Here is an 18,859-nt window from a genome sequence, read left to right on the forward strand (position 1 = left end):
TCCCAATAATGAAGTTAACTGACCTGAAACGCCGGAAATAAATCTTGGGTATTGGTGGCATAGAGCATCCGCTCAAACCGTTCTTCCTGTTCCTCAAGCGGAGTGAATTTAGTGTTAAGAATGGACTTTAGCATGGTCAATGCAAATTGCATTTCCTCCAATGAAGGCTCGGAGCCGGTCTTTTCCAGCCGTTCCCGCAATTCCTGAATCCGCCGATAAGGCACAATTACGCCTTGCTCATACTGTCCATTGTCCCAATTGCGGTTCTGCGTAGTTACTGCTGCGGCAATACAGGCAACGATCAGCCCCAGGCCGTCAGGTCCCGCCTCCATTCCCGCCTTGCGAAGCTCCTGCAGATGGGAGACATGCTCCATTGAGAATGCACGGCTGCTGCCGGATATCGTCTTGATCAGCTTCATCAGCGCAGTCCGGGGACCCACTTCGATAAAGCTGCTAACATCCTGATTTAACAGATACTGCATACTCTTATACCATTGAACCGGGCGTGCCATTTGCTGCGTCAGATTAGGCACGATAAAGCGTTTATCCGCATAAGGTGTACCTGAAAGATTAGCTATAACCGGCCATTTGAACCTACCGTAGGCATAGCCTCTTAATTCCTGCCCGAACGCCTCCGAAGCCTTGGCCATTACCGCGGTGTGAAAAGGGGCACTGACCTTCAAGGGGATGGTTCCGGCACCCAGCTTCTCAATTTCATCCTTAGCTTTATCCAGGGCGGCCGTATGTCCGGAGATGACGATCTGTTCGGCAGAATTATAGTTTGCAATAGATACATAAGACTGAATGGACGACGTCCTTACACAAATATCAGCCAGAATCTCTTCGGACAACCCTGTGACGGCCAGCATTCCCCCGCTCTCAGAGCCGGCCGCCTCTTCCATAAGCTTCCCTCTGCAGCGAACCAAGGAAACGGCATCGGCAAAAGACAGCGCCCCACTGCAGGCCAGCGCGGTGAACTCGCCCAGACTATGTCCCGCAGCGTAGGCCGGCGCAGGCTTTATCTCCTGCATTAATACCCGGAATGCAGCTACACTAGCCGTCAGAATGGCGGGCTGGGCGTTAGAGGTACGGGACAACTGTTCTATATCCCCTTCGAAGCAAAGCGCCTTCAGGTCGAAGCTGAGAACGTCACAGGCCTCATCAAAGGTATCCCGCGCCGTTTGAAAGTTATCATATAAATCTTTTCCCATCCCCGTATATTGAGAGCCTTGTCCCGGGAACAACAAACCTAATTTACTCAAAGCAACCATCCTCCTTAGTCATTGACCCGCAATCTTATGCAGTAAATTGATATAGCCGTTCATGGTCCGCTCCATCCATATTTTATTCAGCCTGCGCTTCCTGCTCTCGCAGAAAAAGGATACTGTGCCCGACCGGATTTCCAGATGGAGGAGCAGATCGTAATCAGAATAGGCTCTGGAAGTTGTATCATTCACCCGGATGCCCAGATGTAAGGGCTCTGTACCTATTTGATTGGCAAGCACAGGCAAGCGGGGAATAGGATATCTATCCGTATCCGCCGCCTGCTGCCGTTGATGTGCAATGGCCAGTGTCAGAGCGCCCAGATCATTGCTCTCCGGCAGGCTTGTGCGCACCGGAAAGCTTTGAGCCTTCCTTACGCCGGTTCGGGCTGGCCATATTCCTGCCCCGCCTGCCTCCGCAATCAGCTCTGTGCTGCCCGTCTGCAGATGCAGCACATAGAAAAAGGAGGCTAGCAGCAGATCAGTTAAATCAAAGGGCTGTTCTTCCAAAGCCCGCAGCAGCGTGAGGTACACATGCTCAGGAAGGGTACCAGCAATTGAGCGCTGCGGTTCGTTCCGGCTGCCTGCGTCCATATCCCGTGTAAACGGAATAAATGGCAGCGGAGCAGCCAGCAGCTCTAGCCAATAGGCCTCCTGTTTGCGGTATTGTTCCTTGTCCTCCTCTGTACGGACCAGGCTTTCGGGCATTTCTTGTTCAAGGAATGCCGACAATCCGGCTACTGTAGGATGGGCCATGCAATCCATGATGGTAAGATGCGGGGAAAAAGCCTCCTGCAGGCGCATATGGAGCTGGATCAGGAGAATCGAGCTCCCTCCTAGTTCAAAAAAATTGTCGTTGCGCCCAATTCCTTCCCGCTTCAGCAGACCCTCCCATAAAAGTACAATTTCCTGCTCGGTGCCGGAGACCGGGGCGGCATAGCCGTCCTCGGGTTCCAGTCGGCGGGATTCAAGCTGCGGCAGGCGCTTGCGGTCGATTTTCCCGTTCGGCGTCAATGGTAAGGCTTCAACTACAATGAATTCTGACGGAAGCATATAAGCAGGGAGAAGCCCTTCCAGGTGGGCACGAAGTGCTCTTACCGTCAGTTCTGATTCACCAACATAATAAGCGCACAGCTCGGCAGTCTCCTGCTCCCCGCGTGCCACTACTACCGCTTCACGTATTGCACTATGGGTCTGAAGCTGATGTTCGATCTCTTCAAGCTCAACCCGATAGCCGCGGATTTTGATCTGATGGTCTTCTCTGCCGAGCACTTCAAGCTCACCGTCCGGCCGCCATCTGGCCAAATCTCCAGTACAGAAGATCCGCTCCTGCGGCCGGAATGGATTCCTGGCGAATTTCCGGGAAGTCAGCTCTGGACTACGGTGGTAGCCGGTCGCCACTCCTTTTCCGCCGATCCATAGCTGTCCGGTCACCCTATCGGGTTGCGGCTGCATATGATCATCCAGGACATACACCCGGGTATTGGCGATCGGGGTACCGATTGTCACCGGCTTATGCTCTGTTAACTCCTGGACCGTTGACCACACCGTAGTTTCCGTCGGACCGTACAAATTGTAGATCCTGCTGTTCGTCAAAACCCGGGCTTGGCTCAGCAACGATTCTGGAAACTGTTCGCCTCCTACCAGCAGAACCTGCAGGCGCTGCAACCTTTCTTCTGCCTTGGGGTGCATCAGCAGCAGCCGCAGTCTGGACGGCGTCGTCTGAAGAAATTCAGCTCCGGCATCCCACACTCTGTTGAGAAGCGCATCGGCTGAATGCTGTTCTTCCTCCGTGGCGAGCACTACACGCATTCCCTGCGTTAAAGGAAGCAGCGTCTCCATTAGAAAGATGTCGAAGGCTGCAGTCGTTACAGAGAACATCGTTTTCCCTTCGCTAAAGGGTATTCGGCCTGTTAATCCGTATATGAAATTCACGACCGCTTCTTGGGGAACGACAACACCCTTGGGATTACCGGTAGAACCGGAGGTGAAGATCATATAGGCCATGTCCTGAAGTGTCTGCAGCGGAAGCAGCGGGCTGGAATCGTTATCCCACTCCTCGTCATGTTCCATCCAGATCTGAACTCCAGAATAAGCACCAGCATCCAGCAGCCCCTCGTTTGTCAAAAGAATATCCGCCTGCCCGGCTTTCAGCATATATTCAACCCGTGCAGCAGGATAACCGGGGTCTAGAGGAACATAACCAGCTCCAGCTTTCAACACAGCCAGAATTGCCATTATCAGCTCTACCGAACGGCTCACTAAAATACCGACTACCATATTCGGCTTTACGCCTGTCTTCCTAAGTGTCCGGGCCAGCCGGTTGGAGAGAAGATCGAGCTGGCCGTAGCTGAGTACGGTACCTCCGCAAGCCACTGCCGCCGCCTCAGGCCTTCTCGCCGCTTGTTCCTCGAACATCTGGTGAACTAACAGTCCTTCGGCAAGCTTCACCTCCGGACCGCTTCTTACTTCTAGAATGTTGTATTCTTCCGCAGGGGTTAACATTTTGGCCAGGCAGAGTGGTCTATCCGGCTGCATCGCAAGATTCCCCGCGAGTTGGATCAAGTGACGAGCCATTTGCTCCGCCGACTGCTCAGTGAACAATTCAGTGCAATATTCCCATATACAGTGCAGCCCATCCGGCATCTCTGTTGCTGTCAGAACCAAATCTAACGGAACATAAGGGTTATCGAGAGGGAGTGGCGCCACCTGTATTCCTGGTATCACTCTTTCACCCTCCGTGAAATTCTGCAGCCTGAGCATGACATCGAACAGCGGATTCCGGCTGATGTCACGTTCCAGATTCAAGCGGTTGACCAAATGGTCAAATGGATAATCCTGATGCTCAAGGGCCTCCAGGCTAACCTGTTTCAATTCATCAAGGTATTGTCTGAAGGTCAACTCCGGCAGCGGATGACTGCGGAGCGCCAATGTATTAACGAACGTTCCGATCATCTTTCCGGTTTGAGCATTGGGCCTGCCTGCAACCGGTGTACCGACGATGATGTCATGTTGGCCGCTGTAGCGGCTGAGCCACACGCTGAACACCGCCAGAAGCCCCATAAATAAGGTAGCCTCTTGACCATTGCTTATGGTGCGAAGTCCGTTTAAGACTGGCAACGGCATAATGAAGCGGAGCGTTCCTCCTTTATAGCTCTTATGCTTCGGCCGGCTGTAATCCGCCGGAAGACTTAACAGCGGAATTTCTTTGCCGGTCAGCTTCTCGTCGAATTGTCCCAGCCAATAACGCTCATGTTCCTGGTATGCCGGTTCGTTCAGACGGATATTCTGCCAGGCGGCGAACTCTTTATACTGCACCCGCTGTCCTTCCAGAGAACGGCCTGCCAGCAGTTCTGTGAACTCATCCAGCAGAATTACAGCTGAAGTGCCATCATACACAATATGGTGAAAATCCAGCAGAAGTACGAACCCTTCCTCTTCCAGGGAAATCCATTTCGCTCTGAACAATGGCGGATGCTTCAAGTTAAACGGCCGCAGAAACTGGCGGACAATTACTGTCATATCCTCCCCGCCCGCTTCACCGGCTTCCAACTGCCAATCAATCTCCCCGTAAATGTGCTGGTACACATCATCTTCCAGCAGGGCAAACCCTGTCCGGAGTACCTCATGCCGCTGTATCAACGCCCTGAAGACTGCTTCAATCTGTTCGCGCTCAACATTACCTGAGAAGCGCCATGCCGAGAACACATGGTTGCTGAGGCTGTCCTGCTCGAGCTGCTCCAGAACATAGAGCCGTCTTTGTGCGGAGGATACTGCATAATAATCCTGATCCTCCAAAAGCTCAATGGGAGTATCCTGTTGACGGGATTTGCTTTTAATCAGAAGTGCCTGCGCCCGAATGGTCTGATGCTCGAACAATTCCCTGAAGGTCACTTCTGTATGGAACTGCTCCTGTATCAGATACATAGTCTTGGCCAGTTTGAGCGAATGGCCGCCAAGCTCGAAGAACGGGTCCAATACGCCTACTTGTCTAGTAAGCAGCACTTCCTGCCAAATGGTTGCCAGTGCTTCCTCAACCTCCCCGACGGGCGGAACATATTCATTAGCCTGATGAATCCGGCCTTCGGGCAGCGGCAGATTTCTTCGGTCGATTTTGCCGTGGGAAGTCAGCGGCATGGCCTGCAGCTCCAATAGCAGGGACGGCACCATATATTCAGGAAGCTGTTTCTTCAGGTACTCACGCAGTTCAGGGGATTCCAGACCTGGCGTAGTGGCGGTGTAGTAGCAGACAAGCGCCTTCGTGCCGGATTGCTCTTCGCGGGCTACAACTGCCGCTTCCGCCACACCGGGACAATGGGTAACGGCCCGTTCCACTTCCTTCAACTCCACCCGGAAGCCGCGAACCTGAACCTGATCATCCCTTCTGCCCAGGTACTCTAACATCCCGTCTGTTCTTAACCATCCAAGGTCTCCTGTCCGGTACAGCCGTTCTCCTGTCAGAGGATAGGTTGTGAAGGCTTGCGCAGTCAGTTCCGGCTTATTCCAGTACCCGCTGGCCAACCCGATACTGCCGATACAGATTTCTCCAGGAACCTGGAAGCCGGCTGGCTGACCTGCTGCATCCAGCACATAAACATGAGTATTAGCAATCGGCTGGCCTAGGGGAATTCTCAATTGATGCTGGCCTGGCTTATCCGTAATCAAGTAATTCGTGGCATAGATTGCGGATTCCGTCATTCCATATATGTTAGCAATCTTAGCCGTATGGAACCGTCCATACCATTCCCGCACCAGATTAGCGGGCAGTGCTTCGCCTCCGTTGAACACCCATTTCAGAGCATTTAAGGGGTTCGTATCCCCGATCTGACAGGCGGCAGAGAGAAACAGCGCCATTTGACCGGGAACAAATTGCGTAACACTGATCCTCCCCTCCTTCAAGCAGTGGTACAACTTAACCGGGTCCTTCACCGTTTCTCCGGGTATAACAGTCAATTTCGCTCCAGCCAGCAGGGGCCAAAAAAACTCCCAGACCGAATCGGTAAAGCTGGCCGACGTCTTCTGTGCAACTACATCTTCCGGGCTAAGTGTATATGTATCCTGCAGCCAGAGGAGTGTGTTAAGCACAGCCTTGTGGGAGATCATGACGCCCTTCGGATGTCCGGTAGACCCGGAGGTATAGATGATGTACGCCAAATCCCTAGCTCCGGCAATTGCAGGCAAATCTGTTGCCGGATAGCCGGCGTTGCTGCGGATGATCTGAAGCTTGTCCGGCAGCCCCGCAATGACCGGCTCTGCAGGACTATCCGTCCATACTGCTGAGCCGGCGGATAGTCCGGAAGGCTGCTCTCCTTCCAGACAGACAACAATATCGACGCTGTCCGGCAAATAGGCGGACAATTGTCCAAGGTAGCGCGGCTCGGTAATCAGCACGCGGCAGGCGCTGTCATGCAATAAATACCGGATGCGCAGCTCCGGGTACTCAGGATCAACAGGCACATATGCTCCGCCTGCCTTAAGCACACCCAGCACAGCACCAAGCAGATCGCTTCCACGATCCGCTAACACAGCAACTGGTTCATTCGGCACGACTCCGCATTGTCTTAATAAATGACCGATCCGATTAGACTCTTTATGCAGATCCGAATACGTTATGGTCTTACCTTGATGCTCAATTGCAATAGAGTCAGGCGTACACGCGGCTTGACGAGCGAATAGAGACGGAATCGTCTCCTCTTGCGGATACATCCGCCGGGTATCATTTACCGCTTGGAGTACACTTTGCTCCTCATCGGATAAGTAACCAATTTCCCATATCCGCTGCTCAGCATTGTCTGCAACCCCGGCAATAATCCGCCGGAGATTGTCTCCGATCCGCCGGACAGAAGCCGGGCAGAACAAATCGGTTCCATAGCATAAGGAAAGAATCATCCGGTCATCGACCGTCTCCACGATAACCGTCAAATCGAATTCATTATGCTCCGTACCCTCTCCGATCATCACTTTATTAAACCGGAGTTCACTTAAATTCTCCTCCGAACTGTAATCAGAAGCAAAATTAAGGAGAACATCAAAGAGCGGTGCCCTATTCAGACTGCGCGGTGCTTCAAGCAATTGCAGCAGCTCGTCAAAGGGGTAATCCTGATGCTCAAATGCCTCAATGCAGGTCTGCTTCATCTGTTGCAGCAATTCAGGGAATAGGCCCTCGACAGGAAGGCGGTTACGCAGCACCAATGTATTAACAAAGAATCCGATCAGATTCTTCACATGTCTATTATTTCTTCCGGCTATGGGAGTCCCTATGAGAATATCTTCCTGGTTGCACAGTCTTGCTAGAAGAACCTGAAGGCAGGCGGCAATGGACATGAACATCGTCGTCCCGTATCTCCGGTTCATCAGCTTCAGAGCCTCGCATACCGAAGATTCGATGACAACCTTCTCTATGCCCGCCGCTGCATTCCTGACCTGGGGCCGGGCATAATCCATGGGCAGGTGAAGACTGGGCAGCCCCCCACCCAGCTTCTTCTGCCAATACTCCTTCTGCTTGCGAAGTTTGCCTGAAGACAATAGTTGATTCTGCCAATTGGCGTAATCAATATACTGAATCGGCAGGTCGGGCAACCGGACGTCAGTACCTCGCTCTATGGACTGATATATCGTAAACAGCTCACGGAATAATACTTCCATCGACCATCCGTCTTCAATGATATGGTGCAAACAAATATAGAAAATGGTATCCTCAACGTCCAAATAATATAACCGTACACGGAACAACGGCCCCTCCGTTAAATTAAACAGCATTCCCGAATCGGCAAGCAGATCAGCATGGACAGCCTCCTGCCCGGCTTCCGCTCCAAGGCCAGAATAATCGGTAACGGGCAGGTTCACTTCCAAATGCTCCAGCACCATTTGCCGCGGCTCTCCGTCTACAGACAAAAATACGGTACGGAGCACAAAATGACGCTCAACAATTTGCTTCAGGGCTTGCCGCAACAATTCAGGGCTTATCCTACGGCCGATTCTGACAGCCATAGGCTGGTTCAGCTCGCCACTGCCCGGATTCAACTGGGATTGAATCCAAAACCGCTTTTGTCCGTGGGATAGCTCGTAGGTCGCCTTCTCTCCCATAGGCGCAGGCCTCCATCTGAAGTTATTTGTAGTACAAATTACCATCGCACCAGACATAGCCAGTGCCATTCCATTCCGTAGCCGAACGTACATCTGGAAAAAAACCGCTGCCGAGCAGATTGGCACTGGTATTGCAAAGAACTGGAATTCCGCTCAGTTTCTCATATTCGCACAGCAGGTCATAGATCACCGGATTATCGTCCTTGCTCACGGTCTGCAGCCTCGCACTTCCGTCCAGATGACGAATCGCCGGAATCAGCTCCGACCACGGCTCCCGGAGGATATGGTCAAACAGCATATAAGGATCGCGCGTTCCAGGTTCAAAGATCAGCGGTGCCCGTTCCTCTATACATATGGGAGATACCGGCCGGTAGAGCTCCCGCTGCTTGATGACATTTAGGCGGTCTTTCATATCCGGCTGAATGGCAGTCGCCAATATACTACGGTTGCCGAGTGCCCGCGGACCAAGCTCCGCTCTTCCATTCAGAACGACAACCGGTTCATTGGTTTCATGCAGCAGCCGGGCCAGCTCTTGTATGGAGAATGCCTTCTGCGACCAGCCTTCCGGAGGGTCATTGTGCACAGCAGACGGCCCGCTGTATACCGACCACTTCAAATGTAAATTTCCCGTCTGCCGATACATCTCACAACAAGCCGCACCGATAGCGCTGCCCGTATCGTTAGTGAACGGAGAGATAAACACCTCATCGAAAATACCGCTGCTTCTGATCGCACTGTTCCACTTAATATTCAGAGAACAGCCGCCGATAAAGCAGAAATTGCGACTTCTGTTCCCGTGTTTGCGAACGGCCGCATTAATCGAGTCTACAAGTAAGCGCTCCATATACAGATGGAATGAGGCCAGGGCATCAGCGTGAGAAATGTGATGTTCGTCTACGAAACGTTTGATTTCCCGTGAGAAGACCCAGTTGAACTCCATCGACGGCGAGAAATGCTCACGGTATATCCGCTCAAAACATCCCATTAATTCTTCCTTTACATTCCCGGTAGCAATATAGGCCATCACTTTGCCAGCAACAGATAGATCATCCACCCGCGGCCCAAGGTCTTTCTGAAAGAATGGCTCAAAGTGCAGGGCAAAGAGTGAATAGATATTCCCGATCAGCATAAAAATAGGGCCCAGATTCTCCATCATTCCTTGTTTATAATTAAAGTAGTACAGCCGCGGATACATGCCCCCATCATAAACCAGCAAGTAAGCATCTTCTCCGCGAAGCGCAAATGGACTTGCACAATACGTACTTAACAGATGAGTGGTGGAATGCAAATAACTCGTATATGCCCTTTCCTTACCACCCAGCTTCAGTCCCTTCCCCGGATATGGGAACAGCGAGTTAGCGGATAAAGCTGCCTCCCGGTAGGGAGCAACCATAAGTGTCAAGTCTTCTCCTTGGCAGCGGGTGATGACTTCACCGGTCTTTAACCCCGCCCAGCCGTCAATGGTATAATGTTCAACTTCCTCAGCGGTATATCCGTTAAGTGCAAGCGCTTCTTCCACGAAGGTCAGATCAGGAATTTCACTGTACCTTTTGTTATTGTTAAATTTCTCAACCTCATAGCTGAACAGCAGTGTATCATCCTGAATGACAGCGACACTGCCGTCATGCGTTAATTTCAATCCGCAAAATAGCATTGGTAACCCCCCACTGGATCGGACAAATTAGCCGGGGTCCTTAAGATCCCCATAAAAACGCGGCAACACAGGAATATCATCGGAGTCGTCTGCTTCCAGTTCTTCAGAATGCAGAAGCCATTGGCTCAATCCGGATACCGTAGGCTCCTGGTAAAAGATCTGGATTGGGATGTCAATTGACAGATCGTTTTTAATCCGGCTGATCACGCTCATTAGCATGAGCGAATCTCCATTCTCGAAGAAATCCGTGTGAACGCCGATTTCCTCAAGACCCAGTACCTCGCCCCAGATTTGACCCAGACGCCGCTCCATCTCTAAATAGTTATCATCTTCACCATCCTTAAGCTTAACAGCAAAGGTCCGGCCTGTAAGCTTCTGAGCCAACTGTGCAGGCGTATCAGACTGAAGGGCCGAGTACAAATGCTCCTCAAAGGATACAAATCGCGACCCCAGCTCCACATCCCGCTGAATTATATCCTGAATGGCGTCATTTTGTTGAAGCCATCGCTTCAGCTCCTGATAGGCATGAATCGTTTGCTGATATGCCTCCGGGCTTGCAGTACCGGTAAGTTCTGTCGGCTGCGTCAGCGCCGAGATCAATTCCGGAGCGAAATGCACCTTCAACAGCTTCAACGCCGTCTTAAGCTCATCCCCCCGAATCCTGGCTATGAGAGCCTGACTTGTCCGATACTGAAACAGTCTATCGAGAATAAGCGCAAAATCCCCGGCTGATACCGGCAGCGACAAGCTCCGAACTGCGGCAAGCTCAACAGCGGTCGCCCCCATCTCCAGAAACGACCAGTTAATGGACAACATCTCCGCACCCCGGCGGCTGTGATAATGAGCGAATTGGTCCATAAAGGCATTACCAGCGGCATATCCTCCAAGACCCACCCCGCCCAGAATGGAGGCTGCCGAAGAATACAGCAGAACAAAATCCGCGTTCTGCTCTTCAGCCAATTCCTGCAGCACCCACGCGCCGATGACTTTGGTATCCGCCGCACGCCTGAATCCGAATATATCCAGTTGCTCCAGACGTTCGTGCTCCAATTGCATGGCTGAATGAATAATACCGTGGACCGGACCGAGGCGGGCTTCTACATCCGCCATAACCGCCTTCATCGCGGTCAAATCTGTAATATCAGCTGCATAATAATGAACCTCGGCCCCCAGTTCCTCCAGTCGCAGCAGCTCGGCTATCCGGCTGGACACGGGAGTATCGGCACTATAGCCCGCCAGCCGTTCCCATTCCTGCCGTTTCGGCAATGGCGTGCGGTTGACGATAACTAGTCTGGCCCGGGTCTTTCCGGCCAGATATCTGCAGGTTTCCAGTCCTACAGCCCCCGCTCCGCCGGCAATCAGATAGACGCCATTTTCTCTCAGGCGGATATCCCTCTCCGGGAGGCTTTGCACCTTCATCCTGCCCAACTGCTGGGTATAACGTTTACCGTTGCGCCAAGCGGAGCCGTAGTCTTCTGCTGATTCTACATGTCTCAACTCCTGCATGATCTCCAGAGCTACATCACTACTTTTGCGGCCGATGGTCTCCACATCCATACAACTGCACCGGCACTCCATGTATTCCTGGGAGACCACTTTCATCAATCCCCACAGAGGCGCCTTCTCAGGAAAAAGGTATCCATCTTCCGGGGTAACCAGGTGAGCGTAATTGGAGACTGCTCTAATCTCGTGCGGAAAGGCGATGTTCTGCGCTTTAAAGCCTTTTAATAAATAAAGCAAGCTCTCTGCTCCCCTGATTTGGCTCTCGCGCAGCATTAACGGATTCCGCATTCCGCTGCGGATTTCCGTACAGGTCCATAGGTGTACAACTCCTCCTATCGGCTGGTGCCCGCCATCCGTTACCGCCACAATGAGCTGTTCGAAATGCCCGGGAGTCTCGGGGCACAGCTTATAGGAGTCCTCCTGCATCTTGGTAAAAGAATCACCCGCTTCCACAAGAACAGGCCGCAAGCCCGCCTGCTTCATGTGTTCGAACAAGAAAACACCCACGCCTGTATCATCAGTGAACAACAGCCAGGCTTCTCCGGCAGGTAACGCGGCCGCCTTGGCGGCATCCAGCTCCTTGGGCACCCATTGGAGTGAATAGAAGCAATCATCCATATTCCTGACCGCCGGCTGTTGCGGAACGGAAACGGTCTCTTGCTCCGGAATATAGTTGATCCAATGCCGTTTCCCCGAGAACGGATATACCGGAATCGGCACTCGTCTACCCTGATGCTTGCCGTACCAATCCTCCCACTGAATCTCGCTGCCGGTGGCATATTCATCCAGTAATCTGTTTAGATCCGTGTTAGGCTTCGCATTGTAAGACCTGTTCTTCCGTTGCTCGAGATAAGCATAATGAATCCCTGCCTTCTTCAGAAAAGCGCGGTCACTGTCTGCTGTATCCCGCAGCAGCAGCAGCTTACCAAGCAAATCGTCCAAGGAAGCTGCAGCTACTGCAAGTCGATAAGCATAATGCCCGCGTCCCGTATTGCTGGTAATACAAATGTCCCGCAGTGTATAAGGAGTATCTGGAAGGTAAAGGATGAACCGCTCCAGCAAGGCATCGAACGACCCCCTGCTCTTGGCCGACAGGGTCAATATACTTATCTCCGGCCCTTCCGGTATACCCGCGGCGGAGGGCGCATCCCCCTGGTATTCTTCCAGCACCACATGACAGTTCGTCCCGGCCAAGCCAAAGGCACTAACCCCAGCTCTTCGCGGCACTCCATTGCTGGTCGTCCAGGGCATCAGCTCGGTATTGACAAACACCGGAGAATTCATAAAATCAATATGCGGATTGGGATCGTGAAAATGCAGTGTTGCCGGAATGGCTTGATGCTTCAAGGCCAGCACCGTCTTCATGAATCCGGCCAATCCCGCCGCCGTATCCAAATGACCGATATTAGTCTTAACCGCTCCCAGAGCGCAAAATTGCTGATGGTCCGTTGAGCTGCGGATCGCGCCGGTAATTCCTTGCATTTCAATCGGATCCCCGAGTCTTGTCCCTGTACCGTGGGCTTCCAGATAGGTCATTGTCTCCAGTGGAATGCCCGCATTGCGCCACGCGGCTTGAATCAGTTCGGACTGGGCCCGGGCACTGGGTGCTGTAATCCCGTTCGATTTGCCATCCGAGTTCATCGCGCTGCCTTTAATGACGGCATAAATGTGATCCCTGTCTCTCTTGGCATTCTTCAGCTTCTTCAGGACCACTGTACAGAAGCCTTCACCCCAGACGGTTCCGTTGGCATCTGCATCAAAGGTACGGGCCTTATAATCAGTTGAGGCGATGCCAATATCAGCAAGACCTTCATCAATCGGAAATAAGGTTAGATTCAGCCCGCCGGCCAACGCCATTTCGCAATCGCCGGTAATCAGACCCTTGATGGCATGATGCACCGCAGCCAGGGATGCGGAGCAAGCCGTGTCAATAAGATGGCTTCCGCTGGCCAAATTCAGAATGTAGGCAAGCCGGCTGGCAACAATAGATATGGTATTGCCGGGCAAGGCATAGGGCTCCATCTCCTGAATCAGCTTGAGGTAGTCCGCATCTGTATCCCCGACATACACTCCGGTTCTGGAGCCGTTTAGCTCCTTCTCGGCATATCCCGCATCCTCCAACGCCTCCCAGGATACCTCCAGAAAAATACGCTGCAGCGGGTCCATGCATCTAGCTTCCGCCGGTGTAATATTAAAAAATTCGGCATCGAACAGATCAATCCGGTTCAAGTAAGCCCCGCGGCGATACTTAATCTCCGGCGCATTGCGCTTGTTTTTGAAATAATCCCGGATCGGAGCGTCAACATCCCGTTTGCGGCTATCCGGGAAATCGCCAATGCTGTCTACACCATGAATCAGGTTGCTCCAGAATTCCTCCGGCCCGCCGGCTTGGGGCAGCCGGCAGGCCATCCCGATAACCGCAATATCCTCCATCCTGGCGGAGTTGCCCTCTTGGTTGGACAATTCTTGTAACAGAGGCAAAGCTTCGGATTTAGACAGGGTTCTGGCTGCAACCTGGGACAATATATAGTTCTTGACCAGCTTCATCATGATCCCCCCTGGAGTTTGTCGAATACTTCGACAGAGCGTTCGACATCAATGGTGCCTTCTTCAACTTGTTCCAAAAGGTCCATAAGGTCGCGTGTTAACTGTGCCTCCTCATCTCCATCTGTATCCTTGCTGTTGCCACGGTTAACATAATGGTCCATCCATAACGCAATTGTCGGATAAGAAAATAATTCTGCCACAGTAATCTCGATCATAAGTGTCTGCTTGATCTTGCGGTGCAGTCTGACGATGGAGATGGAATTCCCTCCGATCTCCAAGAAGCTGTCATGAATTCCAATCTCTTCTTCTCCGGCACGCAGAATTTCAGCCCAAATCTTTACTAGAGTCTGCTCCGTTGCATTTCTTGGAGCGGTATACTCCCTGGTCCGGTTTATCTTGGTTTGCACATCGGGGAGTTTTCTGCGGTCGATCTTTCCGTTGGGAGTTAACGGCATTTCATTAAGCTCCATAAAATAGGCGGGAATCATATAGTTAGGCAAAAGCTCACGCATATGCTCGGCCAGCTCATCAACGTCAATACCCTTGTCATGGGTAGTGAAGTAGCACAGCAATTCGTTAGATCCCGCGCTATCCGGTCTGGAAATCACCGCATTTTCTTTCATCAGCCGGAATCCGGAGACCACACGCTCCACTTCCTTTAATTCCACACGATACCCGCGTACTTGAACCTGGTCATCCTTTCTGCCCAAATATTCAACGATGCCATCCGGTCTGAGCAAGCCCAAATCCCCCGTGCAATATAGTCTCTCACCGGTAACGGGATGATTCATAAACGCTCTCTGCGTCAATTCCGCTTTGTTCCAATATCCTGCAGCGATTCCCGGACCTCCAATGCAGATTTCCCCTTTGACATCGAAGGGGCAATGCCGGCCTTGCACGTCCATAATATAGATATGGGCATTGTTGATGGGTCTGCCGAGCGGAATGCTTAATATGCCGGCGTCCGGCGGCCCGTCGAGCAGATATTCCGTAGCATAGATTGCCGACTCGGTCATGCCGTAAAGATTCGCAATGCGGGCCTGCCCGAATACACCGTACCATTCCCGGGCAATGTTAACGGGCAGGGCCTCTCCCCCGTTAAATACCCACTTCAGATGCGGCAGGGAAGAGTCCTGCTCGCCTTTGACCACATCGAGGAACAGGCTCATCTGGGCTGGTACGAACTGCGTAATGCTTACCCGGTCTGCCTTAAGCTGACCATAGAGCTGCAGCGGGTCCTTTACCGCTTCTGCCGAAATAATGCTAAGCTGCGCACCCGCCATCAGCGGCCAGAAAAACTCCCATACCGAATCCGTGAAGCTGGCTGATGTCTTTTGGGCAATCACATCCTGCTCCGTCAATGCAAAGGTATCCTGCAGCCAGAACAAAGTGTTCATCGCCGCCCGGTGCGTAATCATAACGCCCTTCGGCTCCCCAGTAGAACCGGAAGTATAAATGACATACGCCAGATCATCTTCCGAATTGGCATTTACCCATCCATCAATTGGCATCTGTGCGATATCCTCCGGCCCAAAGACCGTCAGCGCATCCGGAAGATCATCCGTTTCATCCAGACAGATAATGGTCTCCAGGCTTTCAGGCAGATCGTCCCGCAGGCTCTGCAAGAAGGCGGATTCTGTCACAAGAATGCGGCAGGCAGTGTCATGGAGCATATAACGTATGCGTTTCTTCGGATAATCAGGATCGATAGGTACATAAGCAGCACCCGCCTTCAAAATGCCAAGGACAGAGGTGACCAAGGCCGTGCTGCGTCCGGCAGCTATGGCGATCAATGAATTGGGGGCTGCGCCTGCTTGAGCCAGCAGCCGGGCCAGCCGGTTTGACTGCTCTTCTAATTCCCTGTAAGTCAGAAGTCCGTTCTTCTCGGTAATGGCAGTCTGCTCCGGAGAAGCCGCACACCGGGCTGATATTACCCCATGAATCGTTGCTTCTGCCGGATACTCCCTTTCGGTCTGGTTAAGTTCCGCAATGATCCGTTCCTCGTCATCGGATAAAATATCAAATGATAAAAAATCCATAGGCATTCCCTACTTTACATAGTTTTCAAATCTTGAAATCAACCATTCGGACGGCAAATCCTGAAAGACCTGTTCATTCCAGTACATATCATTGACTTCACCGCCGACGATAGCAATCGCACCCAGTTCCTCAGCATGCAGGATTTGTGCATACAATTCCTCAATTAGCTGGGTATAGGATAGCCCGCTCGCTTTAACCGCCCGATACAGATAAGGCCGCAGTGTAGAGTTCAGTACCCGGAACAGCACTGCTGTCAGCGCAGAAGCCAAAATGAGCCGCTCCCTTGAGAACTCCCGAGTCTGATGGACGTAATGGGGAGCACTCAGGGAGTACTCCACTTCATAGCGCCTGCATACCTCTTCCATCTCCGAGCCGGGTAATATTTGCAGACGGTGAATATTCAGGATATGATCCGTTGCTTCGAAATAAGGCAATATAGTATTAAGACCCTCCAGGTAAGACTCATAGGTTTCAAACGGCAGTCCCAAAATCAGATCCACCTTAAGCACAACGTTATACTGCCGGGCTTGACTCATGAATTGATCCAGCTTCCTCGGAATCACTCCTACCCGGTGAACGGCCCGAAGTGACTCCTTGTTAAGTGATTGAAGCCCGATGCAATTAATGACCGTGTAATCCTCCAGCAGACTTGAGTAATGCTGCGCGACATCGGCAAAGTGCGGTTTGTAGGTATTCAGAATATTCTGTCTGTATTTCAGTTGAGCTGTAAGCTGAAAAAATTCTTCATCGACCCCGTTGTACATCAACTCCCAGTAGAGCAGATAGGGCAGCTGGACCCCATCTTCCTTCATCTGGATCAGATAACGGATAATGGCCTTCGCTCTTTCCAGGTCATTCGTAAAGATCGAATCAAAAATACGCAAAGAGAGAACCTGCTTCTTTTCAATTAAGTGATGGAGCTCGCGGAATACCCGGTTCAGTGAAAAAGAATACACCTTGTCCAGATTCTTGTGGTATACGCAATATTTACAGCGGTACCGGCAGCCGCGTTGGGTTTCCAGATACGCCTCTTGCCCTTCATACAGATCGTTCTCAATCACCTCATTCAGATAGATAGAGGGAATCTCATCAAGCTCGGCAATCTGGTTCTCCAGGAGAGGTTCCGTATATTGCAAAGCTCCGCCGGACCAGAAGGCCGCACCGGCTGGCCGCTCGCTTCCAAATCCCCGCAAATAATCGACAAGCTGCAGGAGTATTCTCTCTCCAGGCCCGATAACATAATAGTCCGAAGGGAATTGCCGGGAACGTCTGCCGATCCAATCCAGAGAAATTTCAGGCCCGCCCAGCACATAACAAGAATCTGTCCTGGGCTTGAGATGCTTCAGCAGCGCGCCAATCTTCTCGACATTCCATACATAACAACTGAATCCGACCACATCGGCCCGGCTTCTGATAATGTCGCTGGCCATCAGCGATGCATCGCTATCTGTGGAATAATTGCTCACTTCAACATCCAGATCCTCCGGCTGCATACTGTAAGCTTCCAGGTAGCCTTTGAGAACATAAGAAGATAATAAATACCCGCGCTCACTGTCTGAGGGGTACAGATTAACGAATAGAAGCTTCATCATCCTGTCGCTTTATTTGTAAAGAAATCTACCAGCCGGTCAATCCCTTCGTGGTAGCTGCTGCTTGAATACGAGAGCCGCAGCGTATACGGCAAGCCGAAATCAGAACCCGGGACGGTGGCTACATGTTTATATTTCATAATTTCCTCTGCCAGCTCCAGGCTGGTAGACAGCCCGTGCTCATCCATATAATCCTTGCAGTTCAAGGTGAAATAGAAGCTGCCCTTCGCTGGAATGGCTCTGACGAGCGGTACCTGTTCGAATTGCTCCACCGTATAATCCCGGCGGTCCCGGTACAGCCCGACCAGCTGCTCAATTTCCTCTGGATGCTGCAAGGCTTCCAGTGCGCCGAATTGCACAACCGGATCGGTCGTAAGCAGTGTATGATGCTGAATAACCGTCAGGGGTGTCACCAGCTCCTCCGGAACGATGCAGTAACCTACACGACGGCTGTACATTCTGTATCCTTTGGAGAACGCATTGGTTGTGATGAATATTGACTTAGTATCCTTCAGTTCCAATACTGAAGTACTCCGCTGATCAAAGCACACACTAGAGTAAATCTCATCATTGATGACAACCGCTCTGCCGCCGATGATCTCATCCATGGCATACAGCTCTTCTGGGGTCAGAATGTTACCGAGTGGATTTCCAGGTGAGTTAATGACCACGATTTTGGTTTTATCCGTGAAATTGGCCCGGAATGAGTCTATATCCAGCGATAAGGTATCGAGATCTATGTTGTAATAGCGTACCTTGGCCCCAACCAGTTGGGCGCAGAAATGATAGAGAGAATAGTAAGGGAGCGGCAGGAGCACCTCATCACCCTCCTTGGCCAAAAGATAGAACAGATTACGGAACAAAGCACTAGTTCCCACATTAATCACGATATTGCTAGGCTTGATATCAAGATCGTAATTATTCTTGTAATCCTCAGCCAGCGCTTCTCTTAATTCAGGTAGACCTCCAGGAAATACCAGCGTGCTCTTCTCAAAAGTATCCAACGCTTCCTTCATAGCTCCAATGATCTCAGGATGCAGCGGCAGCTCCGATTTCCCCAAGGTCATCCGAATCACATCATTGATCCCTTCCTGCTCAAAGTCATTAGCCATCTGGTCAAGCACAAACATTAAGAACCGGTTGTCATGAAATTCAATCGGCGATCTCATTTCCATCAT

At 51.6% G+C, this 18,859-nt stretch carries 7 protein-coding genes; all 7 read right to left on the minus strand.

All coding sequences use genetic code 11. The annotated features are described in order from the left end of the window. Positions 1 to 14: 14 nt before the first annotated feature. The 7 genes from fabD to NST43_RS18700 are packed head-to-tail and all read right to left on the minus strand — an operon-like array spanning position 15 to position 18,859. Positions 15 to 1,262: an ACP S-malonyltransferase gene (gene fabD, locus NST43_RS18670; RefSeq protein ID WP_339218625.1), complete on the minus strand. Its 1,248-nt coding sequence runs from the start codon at positions 1,260 to 1,262 to the stop codon at positions 15 to 17. Between the two features lie 18 nt (positions 1,263 to 1,280). Next, a complete protein-coding gene (locus NST43_RS18675) occupies positions 1,281 to 8,348 on the minus strand; it encodes an amino acid adenylation domain-containing protein (RefSeq protein WP_339218627.1) in 7,068 nt (2,355 codons plus the stop codon). A gap of 22 nt (positions 8,349 to 8,370) precedes the next feature. Further along, positions 8,371 to 10,002, minus strand: coding sequence for a carbamoyltransferase N-terminal domain-containing protein (locus NST43_RS18680; RefSeq protein ID WP_339218629.1), 1,632 nt, complete (start codon positions 10,000 to 10,002; stop codon positions 8,371 to 8,373). 27 nt (positions 10,003 to 10,029) lie between these two features. Next, on the minus strand, positions 10,030 to 14,055 hold the full coding sequence (locus tag NST43_RS18685) for an SDR family NAD(P)-dependent oxidoreductase (protein WP_339218630.1): 4,026 nt from the start codon (positions 14,053 to 14,055) through the stop codon (positions 10,030 to 10,032). Continuing rightward, on the minus strand, positions 14,052 to 16,091 hold the full coding sequence (locus NST43_RS18690) for a non-ribosomal peptide synthetase (RefSeq protein WP_339218632.1): 2,040 nt from the start codon (positions 16,089 to 16,091) through the stop codon (positions 14,052 to 14,054). The genes NST43_RS18685 and NST43_RS18690 overlap by 4 nt, the downstream gene beginning before the upstream one ends. Positions 16,092 to 16,100: 9 nt before the next feature. Beyond that, on the minus strand, positions 16,101 to 17,684 hold the full coding sequence (locus NST43_RS18695; protein ID WP_339218634.1) for a cobalamin-dependent protein: 1,584 nt from the start codon (positions 17,682 to 17,684) through the stop codon (positions 16,101 to 16,103). Beyond that, a complete protein-coding gene (locus NST43_RS18700) occupies positions 17,681 to 18,859 on the minus strand; it encodes an aminotransferase class I/II-fold pyridoxal phosphate-dependent enzyme (RefSeq protein ID WP_339218636.1) in 1,179 nt (392 codons plus the stop codon). The genes NST43_RS18695 and NST43_RS18700 overlap by 4 nt, the downstream gene beginning before the upstream one ends.

Origin of the sequence: Paenibacillus sp. FSL H8-0332, from assembly GCF_037963835.1 — a bacterium.
GTDB lineage: Bacteria > Bacillota > Bacilli > Paenibacillales > Paenibacillaceae > Paenibacillus_AQ > Paenibacillus_AQ rhizoplanae.